This is a genomic window from Geomicrobium sp. JCM 19055, from assembly GCF_000698185.1.
Taxonomy (GTDB): domain Bacteria; phylum Bacillota; class Bacilli; order Bacillales; family Marinococcaceae; genus Geomicrobium_A; species Geomicrobium_A sediminis.
In genome coordinates this window covers 1-13,306 of record NZ_BAXL01000015.1, presented here as the reverse complement: position 1 = coordinate 13,306, position 13,306 = coordinate 1, and the positions used below count along the sequence as shown (strand labels likewise).

General features: G+C 42.9%; 14 protein-coding genes and 1 pseudogene. 6 read left to right on the top strand and 9 right to left on the bottom strand.

Going from position 1 to position 13,306, the window contains the following annotated elements; all coding sequences use genetic code 11:
• Nucleotides 1-158: 158 nt before the first annotated feature.
• Nucleotides 159-836, top strand: a complete 678-nt coding sequence (locus tag JCM19055_RS13585) for a mannonate dehydratase (RefSeq protein WP_265182164.1) — start codon at nucleotides 159-161, stop codon at nucleotides 834-836.
• Nucleotides 837-841: 5 nt separating this feature from the next.
• A complete protein-coding gene (locus JCM19055_RS29800) occupies nucleotides 842-1,168 on the top strand; it encodes a mannonate dehydratase (RefSeq protein ID WP_370543160.1) in 327 nt (108 codons plus the stop codon).
• Nucleotides 1,169-1,213: 45 nt separating this feature from the next.
• Here the strand turns inward: JCM19055_RS29800 and JCM19055_RS13580 are convergent, their stop codons facing one another.
• From JCM19055_RS13580 to JCM19055_RS13545, 9 genes and pseudogenes are all read right to left on the bottom strand, one after another.
• Nucleotides 1,214-1,939 (bottom strand): tripartite tricarboxylate transporter substrate-binding protein, encoded by a 726-nt coding sequence (locus JCM19055_RS13580; RefSeq protein ID WP_081833699.1) that lies wholly within the window; start codon nucleotides 1,937-1,939, stop codon nucleotides 1,214-1,216.
• On the bottom strand, nucleotides 1,896-2,240 hold the full coding sequence (locus JCM19055_RS24060) for a tripartite tricarboxylate transporter substrate-binding protein (protein WP_052366336.1): 345 nt from the start codon (nucleotides 2,238-2,240) through the stop codon (nucleotides 1,896-1,898). Before JCM19055_RS24060 ends, JCM19055_RS13580 begins: the two co-directional genes overlap by 44 nt.
• On the bottom strand, nucleotides 2,237-3,742 hold the full coding sequence (locus JCM19055_RS13575; protein ID WP_042360113.1) for a tripartite tricarboxylate transporter permease: 1,506 nt from the start codon (nucleotides 3,740-3,742) through the stop codon (nucleotides 2,237-2,239). Before JCM19055_RS13575 ends, JCM19055_RS24060 begins: the two co-directional genes overlap by 4 nt.
• A gap of 10 nt (nucleotides 3,743-3,752) precedes the next feature.
• Complete coding sequence (locus tag JCM19055_RS24055) at nucleotides 3,753-4,247, bottom strand: tripartite tricarboxylate transporter TctB family protein (protein WP_052366335.1); 495 nt, start codon at nucleotides 4,245-4,247, stop codon at nucleotides 3,753-3,755.
• A 47-nt stretch (nucleotides 4,248-4,294) separates the two neighbouring features.
• Nucleotides 4,295-5,750 (bottom strand): annotated as a pseudogene (locus JCM19055_RS13565) (aldehyde dehydrogenase family protein).
• Nucleotides 5,743-6,663 (bottom strand): 5-dehydro-4-deoxyglucarate dehydratase, encoded by a 921-nt coding sequence (gene kdgD, locus JCM19055_RS13560; RefSeq protein WP_042360112.1) that lies wholly within the window; start codon nucleotides 6,661-6,663, stop codon nucleotides 5,743-5,745. The pseudogene JCM19055_RS13565 and the gene kdgD overlap by 8 nt, the downstream one beginning before the upstream one ends.
• 90 nt (nucleotides 6,664-6,753) lie before the next feature.
• On the bottom strand, nucleotides 6,754-7,446 hold the full coding sequence (locus JCM19055_RS13555; RefSeq protein WP_042360111.1) for a FadR/GntR family transcriptional regulator: 693 nt from the start codon (nucleotides 7,444-7,446) through the stop codon (nucleotides 6,754-6,756).
• Between the two features lie 150 nt (nucleotides 7,447-7,596).
• Nucleotides 7,597-8,727: a glycerate kinase gene (locus tag JCM19055_RS13550; RefSeq protein WP_042360110.1), complete on the bottom strand. Its 1,131-nt coding sequence runs from the start codon at nucleotides 8,725-8,727 to the stop codon at nucleotides 7,597-7,599.
• A gap of 290 nt (nucleotides 8,728-9,017) precedes the next feature.
• Nucleotides 9,018-9,920, bottom strand: a complete 903-nt coding sequence (locus JCM19055_RS13545) for a diacylglycerol kinase (RefSeq protein ID WP_042360109.1) — start codon at nucleotides 9,918-9,920, stop codon at nucleotides 9,018-9,020.
• A gap of 282 nt (nucleotides 9,921-10,202) precedes the next feature.
• Here JCM19055_RS13545 and JCM19055_RS13540 point away from each other — a divergent pair, with 282 nt between their 5' ends.
• The 4 genes from JCM19055_RS13540 to JCM19055_RS13525 all read left to right on the top strand — a co-directional run bounded on the left by JCM19055_RS13540 (nucleotide 10,203) and on the right by JCM19055_RS13525 (nucleotide 12,690).
• Nucleotides 10,203-10,736, top strand: coding sequence for a copper resistance protein CopC (locus JCM19055_RS13540; protein ID WP_052366334.1), 534 nt, complete (start codon nucleotides 10,203-10,205; stop codon nucleotides 10,734-10,736).
• Nucleotides 10,736-11,305, top strand: coding sequence for a hypothetical protein (locus JCM19055_RS13535; protein WP_042360107.1), 570 nt, complete (start codon nucleotides 10,736-10,738; stop codon nucleotides 11,303-11,305). Before JCM19055_RS13540 ends, JCM19055_RS13535 begins: the two co-directional genes overlap by 1 nt.
• Nucleotides 11,266-11,838, top strand: a complete 573-nt coding sequence (locus JCM19055_RS13530) for a copper resistance D family protein (RefSeq protein ID WP_265182163.1) — start codon at nucleotides 11,266-11,268, stop codon at nucleotides 11,836-11,838. Before JCM19055_RS13535 ends, JCM19055_RS13530 begins: the two co-directional genes overlap by 40 nt.
• Before the next feature lie 417 nt (nucleotides 11,839-12,255).
• On the top strand, nucleotides 12,256-12,690 hold the full coding sequence (locus JCM19055_RS13525) for a hypothetical protein (RefSeq protein WP_042360105.1): 435 nt from the start codon (nucleotides 12,256-12,258) through the stop codon (nucleotides 12,688-12,690).
• Nucleotides 12,691-13,306 lie beyond the last annotated feature (616 nt).

The window sequence follows — 13,306 nt, the reverse complement described above, 5'->3', positions numbered from 1 at the left end:
CTTATTGTACACAATGCGAAGAGAAAATTCTATGTCGATCGTCGGAACTGAGGCTGATATCTTTTATGTACGATATAAAGGCAATATTCAATGATTTCAATTGACCGAATATTTAATTTGTCTTACAATAAAACTAACAAACATAAGGAGTTGAATACATGGATATTTCGGTGACTACAACGACTTTCCACTTATCTGATGATGACTTAAAGCAAATGGTACAGTTAGGTGTAGATTATATCGATTTTGGAACGGGTGCTTCTTTTCCTGGGGTTAAAGAAGATGGGTTTCCGGACCTTGATGCACTACTTAAAGAAAGACGACGTATTCAATCGTTTGGTCTAGACATCAATCGTGTCACTCTTCCAGATCTATCAGAATCCTATATGAGTGGTGACGATAATACTGGATTAGAGCATTCTGTTAAAGCTGTAAAAGTCTTCGGAGAGGCTGGAGTTAATATTGTTCGTCAGCGATTCGCTGGGGATACATTTAATCATCTCACGAAAAGCTACAAAGCAACACAACGTGGAGGTGCCCTCGCGCGAGGTGAAAGTCTCGTGTTTAGTGATGAGCCGTATCAAGTTCATTCATTAGATGATCATGAGCAATACTGGAAGCGCTTTACGAATGCTTATTCACAGCTTGTACCTGCTTGTGAAGAAGCTAACGTCCTCCTAGGCATGCATCCATCTGATTCTCCGTTACAAGGTACACCATTTGGAGGTCTTGGCTACCGAAGAATTATAGACGAGTTTCCAAGTAAAAAAAGTCGGATACATTTATTGTACAGGAACACGCGCCGAAGAAGGTGGCAGTTCGTTAGTGCTGGATGAATTAAATCAATACGGTAGGAAAAAAACGCTTATTCCTTATCCACTTTAGGAATGTTCGTGGTGCACTTCCTACAGCAGGTGCATTTGAAGAAGCTTTATTAGATGATGGAGACATGAACATGTATAAAGTTCTCTATGAATTAAAGAAAACTGGATTCTCAGGTTGCCTAAACCCAGATCATGTTCCTGTCATGCAAGGCGATGTTCCTGATCTCGATACAAATTGGCAATACTCGAACATAGGCTGGAGCTACCAAAGTGTTGGCTTTGCCTACTCGATCGGGTATATTCGAGCACTCCTTAACGCGATGACAGAAGTTCATGGTTCATAACAAAAATCCCTCGTACCGGATCGGTACGAGGGATTTTTGTTAATTCTATGACTCTTCATTTGCCTCCAATGTTTGAATCAATTCCGTATAATATTCTCTTACGTCTTCCATATGTTCAAACGCCTCTTCTCCATCGAGATACTCTGGAATGGTGTAGTAAGATTCCGCACGGTTTTGATATTCTTCATTGTTTTCGACAACTTCTTTAACCGCTTGAGAGAACGTCTCCACGATTTCATCTGGTGTTTCTTTAGGAAATGCAAAGAAGAAGAACTTCTCGAATTCTACGTCAATCCCTTGTTCAATCATGGATGGAGTGTTGTCGTACAATTCTCTACTTTCTTCTGCTAGTACACCAACTGAACTGAAGTCACCATTTTCGATGTAATCGGTTGTTACACCATAAGCAATCGGGATGACATCAACTTGATTTCCTAAGAGAGCGACTATCTTATCCGAAGCACCTCCAACGTCAATCAAGCGAAATGATGCGCCTGTCTCACGCTCAAACGCCATCATCTGAAGGTGGGTGTAACCACCAACTTCCGTACCGAAAGAAAGTTCATCAGGGTTTTGTGTCGCAAACTCTGCTAATTCACTGGCATCTTGATACGGTGCATCTGCATTGATAATAAATGTGTCTCCCATATCAAAAGTAGAAATGGCCGCAATTTTGAAGTCGCGATGATCAAAGTCCGATACTCCGAACAATTGATTGATTAATAGATTATTGTGAAAAAAACAACACTTGATGACCATCAGGTCTGGCATCTAGGATCTCCCTTGAACCAACGCTTCCACCAGCTCCCGCAATGTTGGAGACGACCATATTCACACCTAATTCTTCTCCAACATATTGGCTTAATAACCTTGCTCCTAAATCGGTGTCGCCACCTGCTCCCGCCGGGACAACAACTTCAATCGTTTGGTTCGGGTATGACTCAACAGCTGCTTGTGAGACGACCGCTTGGCTCTCTCCAAAAGTCGGTGTAGTAACACTCGTTGTAAATGCAATCATTAGAATTGAGGTTAGGAGTAACAGAATACATGTCCACTTTACTGATGTTTTCATGATTGATCACCCACTATTCTTCTTCGCTTCATGTTATTTCGAATCGCAAAAATGACTGAAATTAACGCGACAATAAGAAATACAAATGCAATTGGGGACGTCACAAAAGGCGTCCAATCTCCATTCGAGTGCATTAAACCTCTACGAAGGTTTAGTTCTAGAATTGGTGCTAGAATAAATGCTAATACGACTGGCATGATTGGGATTTTTAATTTTATAAGTAGATAGCCTAGTAAACCGCACGCAACAAGAATTACCGCATCAAAGAGTCGGTTATTCACTCCGAATGCACCCACGACACACAATACAATGATAATCGGTAGTAACAAATACTGTGGAACATTTAATATACGTATAAAGAAACGCATTCCGATAATCAATAACAACGCCATAAATACGTTCGCAATTAATAACGCTGCAAAAATCCCGTACATGACGTCTCCATGTTGTTCAAACAATAGCGGACCTGGGTTTAACCCATGAAGCATTAATCCTCCAATGAGCAGGGCCGTAACCCCATCACCAGGAATCCCAATTGAAAGTAAGGGAACTAACGCTCCTCCAATGGATGCGTTGTTCGACGACTCCGTAGCAACGACGCCATAAGGAGTTCCTTTCCCGAACTTTTCAGGAGTTTTGGATTGATTCTTAGCAGATGCGTAAGCAATGATGTTCGCCGTCGATCCACCTAACCCTGGTAAGATGCCAACACCGACGCCAATTAACGTCGAGCGTAACCAATTCCACTTTTGTTGAAACACTTCACGAAACGAAATGCCGATGTCTCTTAACTTATACGCCACTTCAATTCGTTTTTTCTTTTGTTCATCTTTGTCTTCCGCAGCTTTCAAGATTTCTGAGATAGCAAACAAACCAATTAATACTGGCAATACATCTAATCCAGCATCCAAATCACTAAAGCCAAATGTAAACCGGGGATATGAATCGATTGGTGCCATCCCTATCATGGCAATGACTACACCTAAGCAACCTGCTAGTACACCTTTTAATATCGAGTTGCCTGACAAACTTATAATCATCGTTAGTGCAAAGATTGTCACTGCGAAGTACTCAAACGGTGAAAATTCAATTGCAACGGCAGCCAATACCGGCGAAACAAAAATTAAGATCGCAAAGCTTAATAACCCTGCTAAGAAAGAGAAGATAATCGTTAACGTAAATGCCTTACCTGCTTCACCGTTTTGCGCCATTGGATAGCCATCAAACGTCGTTGCAATACTTGACGGGGTCCCTGGTATATTGAGAAGCATGGCTGGAATAAAGCCCCCAGAAACGCCACCAATATAGAGACCAAGTAATAACGCCATTCCATTTAATGGCTCCATGCCAAATGTAATCGGTAGACAGATCGCAATCGCCATAACCGCGGTCAACCCTGGAATAGCTCCGAAGACGAGCCCTAGCGCAACGCCAATTAAAATGATAAAGAGCGTTTCTAGATTAAGAACATTTGCGAACCCATTCATAAACAAATCAATCATTGTGATCCCCCTACCCCAATACTCCAACTGGTAACATCAAATCAAAGCCACTTCGGAACACATGGTAGATGACGACAGATGCCGTTAACGACAAACTACTAATCACGAGCAAATTCCGTTTTTCTTTGGTTGCCAATAAGAAGCTTTGAACGACTAAATAAAAGGTCGTTGCTAAGATAAAACCTAAGATCGGTAGGAGTAACAAATAGAATAAAATAAGTACAAAAGTTACGCCTACATTCATTTGCTTTGCCTTCGATTTACTCTCATCATGTTCTTGACTGGATGCAACTTCTTCACCACTTGATTGCTTTCTCGCGAGCTGCAACAACGCTACACTAATAACAAACATAACCACTGAAGCAACAATCGGAAAAAAGCTCGAGCTAACACCAATCGATAAAATTGAAAGCGTATTCATATTTAGTGATAAGAAAAACACAACAATGGATAAGATCAAAAAGCACCAACCTGTGATTACATTGCTTTTTCGTTCTGAAAGCATTAAATCACTTCCTCTTTAGGATTAGAAAAGGGGCAACTAAGCCCCACCTATGCTTTAACGAATACCGTCTTGATGTTCGTAAAAAAATTCCTTTGCTGCCTCTCCTTGTTCCCTTGAATGTGAACTTGAATTTTTCATTCCACCAAATGGTGCCTGTAACTCAACTCCAGCACTTTCAGCATTAATTCTCACTAGACCTGCGTTCATGTCTTTTATAAATGAAAGCATACCACCGATGTCACTCGTAAAGATTGATGCGCTTAATCCGTATGCACTATCATTTGCAAGTTCGAGCGCTTCATCTAAATCTGTGGCTTTAAATAACGTAATGACAGGTCCAAAAATCTCCTCTTGAGCTAGACGACTTGAATGGGCGACATTCTCAAAAATGGTTGGCTGCAAGTAATACCCCCGATCTTCAAGGACTTGGTTACCACCAGTTAGAAGGTGCCCGCCTTCTGCAATCCCTTGCTTAACATAGCGAAGGCTTTTTTTAAGTTGTGGCTCAGAAGCAAAGGGTCCCATCCACGTTGATTCATCAAGGCTATCTCCGACGACAATACGATTCGTTTCAGCAATCAGCTTCTCTTTAAATACTTCATATACGTTCTCAAGAACAATGACTCGGCTCGTTGCGGTACACTTTTGACCGGTTGTCTTGAATGCACCCGAGATCGTCGCTGAGACCGCTAAATCAAGGTCTGCGTCATCACTTACAATAACAGGATTCTTTCCGCCCATTTCTAGTTGATACTTCGCCCCACGTTCAAGCGCTTTTGCACCGATCTCCTTTCCTGCTACGTTCGATCCAGTGAACGTAATCCCGGATACGTCATCGTGTGTTGTAAGGTGGTTACCGACTTCCTTACCGCCACAAATCATGTTCAAAACGCCATTCGGTAAACCAGCATGTTCAAAACATTCCATGATTTTTGAACATGTGATGCTCGTTTCAATGGCAGGTTTGATTACGACCGTGTTTCCATATATCAGTGCTGGCGCAAACTTCCAAATAGGAATGGCTACAGGGAAATTCCAAGGTGTAATCACCCCAACCACTCCGAGTGGTGCTCTTGCTGTAAACATAAGCGCTGAAGAATCTGAGGCTGGAATTACATCACCAACTGCTCTCATTCCTTCATTTGCGTAGTATCGTAAGATCGCAACGCCCCGCTGAACTTCACCTCTCGTTTCAGCAATGGTCTTGCCCATTTCTCGACTTGCTAACTGTGCAATTTCTTCGGCATTTGCACGTAACACATCAGCAGCTTTATACAAGTACTCTCCCCGCTCTGCACCTGCGAGTGATGCCCATTGCATTTGAGCGCTTTTCGCAGCAAGTACGGCTTCGTTCACTTCTTCCTTTGTAGCAATCGTTACTTGCCCAACCGTATCGGCAAGATTGCCAGGATTGATAACCGTATGCTCTGGCTTTTGTTCTGTCTCCCATTTTGCATTGATATATGGCGTTACTGTAATCATCTCTTCACTTCCTTTACGCATTAATTTTTGGATATTTATCATGAACGTGTGTAATAATTGCTTCCAACTCACGGTAATGTTCAGGTGCTACCGGTGTGATAGGTGGTCGAACTTTGCCTTGAACCGGCAATCCGATAATCTCCATTCCCGCTTTAATTAGCGATACCGCATACCCAGGCTTTTTCTTACGAATCGTATTGATCGGTAAAATTACATCACGGTAAAGCTCCCGAACTTTTGCATCGTCTCCTTCGAGCAAAGCATTATAAAACATTCTGGAGATGTGAGGAATATAGTTTGAAATAGCTGAAGAATACGTATCAAACCCAAGTGGTATATACGCAGGCATCGTTACTTCAGCCATTGGCATTCCATTTAACCAACCGAGTCGATCTCCAAACGATTGTGTAAGCTCAATGTTTAAATCCATATTGCCAATGCCATCTTTCACACCTACAAGATGTGGGTAATCTAGTAACGCTTCTAACGTGTGTTTCTGTAAGACGGCATTCGCCCGCTGATACACGATTGCATTTAAATCTGTACACTCAAGCAACTCTTGAATGTACTGTTGTAATCCTTCTTGATTTCCCTCAATTAGATAAGGTGGTAAGACTAAGTAACCGCTCGCACCAAGCTCTTCAGATATTCGTGCACACGTTTTTGCTTGAGATATGTTTCCACCAACACCCGTATAGACAGGCACAGCGCCTTTTGTTGCACTCATTGCAACTTCAACCATACGACGATATTCATCCGTTGATAACGCATGGTATTCACCAGAACCACAAGCAATAAAAATTGCGTCTAATTTCTCGTCGATTAAATATTCAATATTTTTAAACAGTGCATCTTCATCAAGTTCATTATTTGTCGTTAGTGGCGCTACTGGAAATCCTAAAATTCCTTTGCACATTTCGGTCATCTGAATCACCTCTTTGATATTTTGTTCAATTGTAAGACAAATAAACTTGTAAGTCAATTTGAAATTGCACAAAAAGTAGTGTGCATCAAAAGACACACACTACTGTCGATGTAATACTTTATCACGTACAAATGTTAAATGTTGATACATCGCTTGAAATGTTGCTTGTGGATTTCTCTCTTTGAGCCCTTCATATATGGCACGATGATGAGCAACCGTCTTCTCTTTCTCGCGATATTGAATCTGCTTATTCACTTTTTCATGCGCTAACAATAAAGAATCCATCATTCCTTGCATGATGGGGTTATCGACGCTCGACGCAATAATGTGATGAAACTCTAGATCATATTGCCCGTAATCATTATCTTCTTTTGTTTCGATTGCGATGATCGTCTCGTGTAAAGCCTCCAATTGTTCATCGGTAATCTTCTCAGCAGCTAACGTAACAAGTCCTAATTCTAATGTCATTCGCGCTTCAATAATGCCTTCAATGTTATCATTCATTAATGAAAGCATTGTTTTAAAAGGCTTACTGCTAATACGCTCTGTAAAATACGTGCCATCTCTCGTTTTCCGTTTTACAATACCGAGTGATTCTAAAGAAGTAATTGCTTCTCGTAAAACCGGTCGACTTACACCGAGCATGTCGATTAATTCCATCTCAGGAGGTAACTTATCTCCTGGCTTTAGTTTATTTGTCATTAACAAATCGACGATGCTTTCTTCAACATGTTGCGCTAATGTCGTTCGCTTTACTTTCTTATCAATCAAGTTCGCCTCAAAATCTCTCATCTACTTCACCCCTGCTTATACCTTGAGTGTAGCATAGGAACTATTTGTAAAACAAATAGCTGATTTTACAAATATAACTTATTGAAGATGGCAGAATGCCTTGGAACATGGAATCATCGACCATCTTCAATAAGGAAGAATTTTACAATTTTACTTCTTCCACACACGCGCAATATTCTCAGCGGCTTCTTCTAAATACTGTTCACCGTTTGCTAGTGCATCTTCGAGGTTAATCGCACCGGGGACGATGCTAAACACCGCGTCGATGCCATGTTCGTAAACCGCTTTATATCCTTCGCCAAGTGCTCCGCAGACGGCGATCACGGGTTTGTTCGCTTCTTTTGCAGCAAGTGCAACACCTACGGGGGTCTTCCCATAGATCGATTGGCCGTCGATTTTTCCTTCGCCAGTGAGGACGAGATCGGCGTGTTGGACACGTTCTTTAAAGTTCGTTTCTTCTAAGACGAGCTCTATGCCAGGGACGAGCTTCGCATCTAAGTAGGCGAGTAGCCCTGCTCCAAGTCCTCCTGCTGCACCGGCGCCGGGAATGTTTTTGACATCGTTTCCGGTCGCTAAGACCGTGCAATTGTGATAGTTGGCTAATGCGGCATCGAGTTGCTCGACGTCTTCGTCTGTTGCGCCTTTTTGCGGTCCATAAATTGCACTTGCACCTTCGGGTCCGAGAAGTGGGTTCTTCACATCACAGGCGACAACGACGTCTACGTTTTGTAACCGTGTGTCCAATCCTTCCGTGTCAATGTGAACAAGCTGCTGTAAAGCTGCACCGCCGCGGTTAATCGGTGCATCGTTCTGATCAAGTAGCGTTGCACCGAGCGCTTCAATCATGCCCGCGCCACCATCATTCGTCGCACTGCCACCAATTCCGATAATCAGTTTCTTAATGTCTTGATCAAGAGCGTGACGAATCAGTTCACCGGTACCATATGTAGACGCTTCCAATACATTTCGGTTCTCTTTCGTGTTGTAATGAATGCCACTCGCAGATGCCATGTCCATGATTGCTGTTTCGCCGTCTTTTGAAAGGGCGTATGTCGCAGTGACTGTCTGTTTGTTTGGGCCTTCAACCTCAACGTTGATCGTCGTTCCTTCAAGACTTGCGGTGAGTGCTTCCATCGTGCCTTCGCCGCCGTCCCCCATCGGAATAAGGTCTGTCGTTAGATTAGGATGAATGTTGCGAAAACCGCGAGCGAGTGCATGGGCCGCCGCTTCAGCGGTCATACTTTCCTTGAACGAATCCGGTGCAATAACGAGGTGTACCATTTGTTCCTCCTTTAGAGACTTGTCCAGTTTATTCTCTTGACGTGATTGTGGAAAACTCGTATGATTTTAGTAAGAGTGTTACCCTTCTTCTACGTTGCAGCGCAATACATAGGCTGTTGCTTCTAGGAATCTAACAGTATAAGGAAGGATGAAGTGCACGATGCATTGGTTTGCTATTTTTTTCTGCAGTATTCGCTGCAGGCGTGGTCGCATGGTCGATCTTCAATATTGTAGTTGCCAAAAACTAGAACTTCTTTTGAAAACACGATGGTCTGAGGCCATCGTGTTTTTTATTCGTCTTCCTCTGGCTTTGGTACGAGCATTTCAAAGTGATGATGCAAGTTGACGAACTCTTTCGGGATTGTGCCACCGTGTTCGCCGTCTAGATTCAGTTGCATCTCGCCTTCAATTTCAATTTTAATTCGATTTGCCTGAATGTAAATGACTTTGTCTTCGTAAATGTGCTGACCAGTCAGTGCTAGACTACCAATTCGAACGAAATCAGCAAGGTTGGTTTTTTTCAATAAAATCATATCAAATAGACCATCATCAAGCTTCGCATCGGGGCTTAGTTTCTCAAATCCCCCGACAGAGTTGGAGTTCGCGATGAGGAACAGCATGATCTTCCCTTCAAACAGCCTGCCATCGTACTCGATCCGCGCTTCACGTGGTTTTAAGAAGAACAATTTCTCAAAGCCTTTCACGTAATACGCCATTTGCCCCATCATCGTCTTTAAACGACTCGGTGTATCATAAGTCAACTCGGTGAGGCTTCCACCTGCGGCAATGTTCACAAAATATTGATCACCTGCTTTGCCGACATCAAGTGGTGATACGTGATCTCCCGTTAACACGTCGCAAATGCCTTCCATATCTAGATCATGCAACTTGAACGCTCGACCGAGATCGTTCGTTGTGCCTGCAGGAATTAGACCGAGTCTTGGGCGATTCTCGAGTTCCGCAAGACCATTGATTACTTCAAAGATTGTCCCGTCACCACCTGCAGCAATAACAAGATCATAACCACGAAGTCCAGCTTCATGTGCCGCTTCTTTCGCACATCCTTCTTGTTTCGTTTGATGCGCAGAAGCTTCGTACCCTGCTTGCTCAAGCCGATCTAGAATATATGGTAAATTCTTTTTCATTTGTTCTCGCCCAGAAGTTGGGTTGTAAATTAATCTCGCTTTTTTCATGATACTCTTCTCCTATTATCGTGAAGTTATTCTTTCTATGACGTATCATGCATAATTCATTGTCTTCTCTAGTATAGTGTACCGAAGTTGGAAAGGACAGGCAAAGATTCCCTCACAGTTCCTTCACAATCACCTCACACGTTCTTCCTTGCTTGCAGTACCTTTGTCACGTAAACTAACTATGGTTGTACTTATTCTATTGATATTTCTAGTAGGAGGATTTTATGAAAAAAAACAAAACAATTACTCGCAGGTCTGCTTGTCGTTATGGGATCAGCTGCAATGGCTACAAATACTTATGCCCACTCTTACGTGGATGAAAGTATCCCAGCAGATGGCGAAACGGTCGAAGAACCTGTCGAGACGTTAACGCTTCATTTTGATGCAGGAATTGAGCCTGCAACAACGGTCACAATTACTGACCAAGATGGTGAAGAATTTGCCGTTCAAGATGAAAACGTTGAAGGCGACGATTTCATCGTTGAGCTTGAAGAGCCTCTTCCAAGTGGCGATTACAACGTCTTCTGGCAAGCACTCGGAGCTGACGGTCACGGCACTGAAGGTGAATTTAATTTCTCTGTTGATGCACCTGAAGAGGAAGTCGTTGAAGAAGAAGAAGTCACAGAAGAAGATGCAATTGAGGAAGACGCAATTGAAGAAGCCGTTGAAGAAGACGATGTTGTAGAAGAAAACGCCTCTGAAACGGCTGATGAAGACACATCTGACAACAACACAGGTCTTATTGTCGGCATTGTCGCGGGTATAGTCGTACTAGGTGCTGTAGTGTTCTTAATTACTCGTCGTAACCGCTCATAATGACACTCGTCATTTTCTCTAACATTGTGATCTTTATCGCACTTACCCTGTGGTCAGGACTCCACTTAAGTGAAGCGATGGGGACAAAACGACGGCCACCCATCAAAGTGCCGTCGTTTTTAGCACCAGCTTTAGGCGTAATTATTATCGTCTTCAGCTTTATCCCAGTCGGATTAATCGTGGAGTCGACGTCACAAATGTTCGGAGAACCGTTCCAAGTCGTCTTATGGGACGTTTTATTCAACTTTCGAATCGGTCAAAGCTTCGTCGCAACCGTCGCACTCGTGTTGGTCGCCTTAATTTGGCGCTATGCGGTACGTAACGACAACTTATTAGCATGGCTGCAAATGATTCCCACTGTCGGATTATTCATCGCTGCAAGCTGGAGTTCCCATGCTGCTTCACTTGCTGATACTGGGTTTTATTTGAACACCTTGCACTTCCTTGCCGCGGCGTTTTGGGCAGGAACGTTACTCATCGTCGGGTTCTTTTCGGTAAAAGAACATGACGGATGGCATTCCTTTTTCAATTGGTTCACCCATTTGCCATTGGCGTTGTCCTCGTTATGATTGGGACAGGCATTGGTATGATGCTCCTGATCACGCCAGAATACACGAACAGCTGGCTCATGACCTACGGTCAGATGCAACTGCTCAAGCATATGCTCTTCATCCCACTCGTCCTGTACGGATTCGCACACGGATTCTTAATGAAACGAAGAATCAACAACGGACTAAGCGACAACAAAGTTCGCTCATCAATGCGCATGGAAAGTGTGCTACTCGTGGCGATTTTCCTCGTAACAGCAGGTATGGTCGAGCAAGAACCACCACACGAAGTCGCACAAACATTATACTTCGAAGAAAAGTCAGAGCTCGGCATGTACTGGATTACAGATGAATTCTGGGGTGACGATCAAATCGTCTGGAGCCTCTCCATTCCAACCGCCCTGCTACTCGCAGCCGGACTGTTCGTGCTTACACTATTCGTCGTCCACGTTGGAAATGGTCAAAGCGTGTGGGCAGTACCGGTATATCTACTCATGTTCGTCCTTTGTGTGTACCTTGCACTCATGATTGGCGCTGAGAAAGTTGTGACCTAGCTAACGATAAAAGAAAGAGCAGCCTGCGGGCTGCTCTTTTTTTTGTGTAATCAGGTTGGGGGCGGAGGCGGATAGTTTTAGTCTTGATCACGCTCCTTCACTCTTGATCCGTGCTCTCTCACTCTTGATCCGCGCTCTCTCACTCTTGATCCGCGCTCTCTCACTCTTGATCCACGCACTACCATTCTTAAAACGCGCACTACCATTCTTAATTCGCATCTACTTTTTAGCGATTTATTCATACCTTCACAAGCTAGCTTACTCGCAGGTGTTTCACTTCCTTACCCTCATCTGGATGTCCCTTTCCCTAAAAAATTACGATTTAAATGATCCAAACGTGTATCCATTTCGTTAGCTACGGTATATGCATTTCTCAATCCTTATGAGATTGATAACTAAATAATTGAGGCGATATCTATGAAAGTGATGACGCTTTTTACTCTCACTGGTTTTCTTATCATTCTTGTTGCGTTTTCGTTCGTTACAACAAACGACCCTGCTTCAGACTCAATAGAGCCTCAAGACAGTCAGGTTGTACACGAGCAATCAGCTGAAGGTGACTCAACTGATGACGCACTCGATGAGTCAGAATCACGGGAACAAACTCCGCCAGCACCAGAACAAGTGGAGATTACGGGTACATTTCTTACTTGGCACGCCGTTCGTGATGACGATATCGACAGTTATCGAATCTACAAAGTGGGTGAAGATGGCGACGAACATGTTGCCAGCATTGCACAAAATGAAAGAAAAACGTATACCGTTGAAGAGCTTACTCAATTTGACTATTATGTAACATCTGTGACCGAGGGTGGCACTGAATCTGAGCCATCTGAAATCGTCTCTCAATAATTCTTTTAAAAAAAATTACGGAAAAAGTGATCCAAATCATTTTAGGAAACGTTAGCTTGGCAACTAGGCTTTGAAACATCACAAAAAAAACAAACACAACGGTTTGCAAGTCAGAGCCTGTACTCTAGTTGAGGAGGTGTTTTCCATCTTAGATGTAACGCAACTTCTAAATGATGTATTAAACGAGAGTGGAAATGAATCTGGGAATGTAACAATTTCTCTTAGTATTCTGTAAGAAAAAAATAGAGTATGCGATGGAGGTGATGATTCTCATGTTCGATATCACACAAATTTTGAACGAGATGCTTAATGAGAGTGGCACCGACTCAGCTACTTTCGATCTAGATTACAAAGTTTTCTAGTTGAAACAAAATCACAAAATCGACCCTGACAAAGGAGGTGCTTTCCATGAACGATATTACACAAATTCTTAATGACGTGCTAAACGGGAGCGGGAACGACTCTGGCAACATTGGCCTTGATTTGAACATCCTTTAAATAATAATTGAATTTCAATAAGGAGGTGTTTTCCATGAACGACATTACGCAAATTCTTAACGATGTGCTGAACGGGAGCGGAAACGACTCCGGCAACATTAATTCTGACTTGAACATT

Bases quoted from the DNA above. Each gene is read 5' to 3' on its own strand.
- JCM19055_RS13585 (WP_265182164.1), top strand. From the start codon at position 159: ATGGATATTTCGGTGACTACAACGACTTTCCACTTATCTGATGATGAC.
- JCM19055_RS24060 (WP_052366336.1), bottom strand. From the start codon at position 2,240: ATGAAAACATCAGTAAAGTGGACATGTATTCTGTTACTCCTAACCTCA.
- JCM19055_RS13525 (WP_042360105.1), top strand. From the start codon at position 12,256: ATGAAAGTGATGACGCTTTTTACTCTCACTGGTTTTCTTATCATTCTT.
- JCM19055_RS13540 (WP_052366334.1), top strand. From the start codon at position 10,203: ATGGCTACAAATACTTATGCCCACTCTTACGTGGATGAAAGTATCCCA.
- JCM19055_RS13555 (WP_042360111.1), bottom strand. From the start codon at position 7,446: ATGAGAGATTTTGAGGCGAACTTGATTGATAAGAAAGTAAAGCGAACG.
- JCM19055_RS13550 (WP_042360110.1), bottom strand. From the start codon at position 8,727: ATGGTACACCTCGTTATTGCACCGGATTCGTTCAAGGAAAGTATGACC.
- JCM19055_RS13580 (WP_081833699.1), bottom strand. From the start codon at position 1,939: ATGCCAGACCTGATGGTCATCAAGTGTTGTTTTTTTCACAATAATCTA.
- JCM19055_RS13535 (WP_042360107.1), top strand. From the start codon at position 10,736: ATGACACTCGTCATTTTCTCTAACATTGTGATCTTTATCGCACTTACC.
- JCM19055_RS13545 (WP_042360109.1), bottom strand. From the start codon at position 9,920: ATGAAAAAAGCGAGATTAATTTACAACCCAACTTCTGGGCGAGAACAA.
- JCM19055_RS24055 (WP_052366335.1), bottom strand. From the start codon at position 4,247: ATGCTTTCAGAACGAAAAAGCAATGTAATCACAGGTTGGTGCTTTTTG.
- JCM19055_RS13575 (WP_042360113.1), bottom strand. From the start codon at position 3,742: ATGATTGATTTGTTTATGAATGGGTTCGCAAATGTTCTTAATCTAGAA.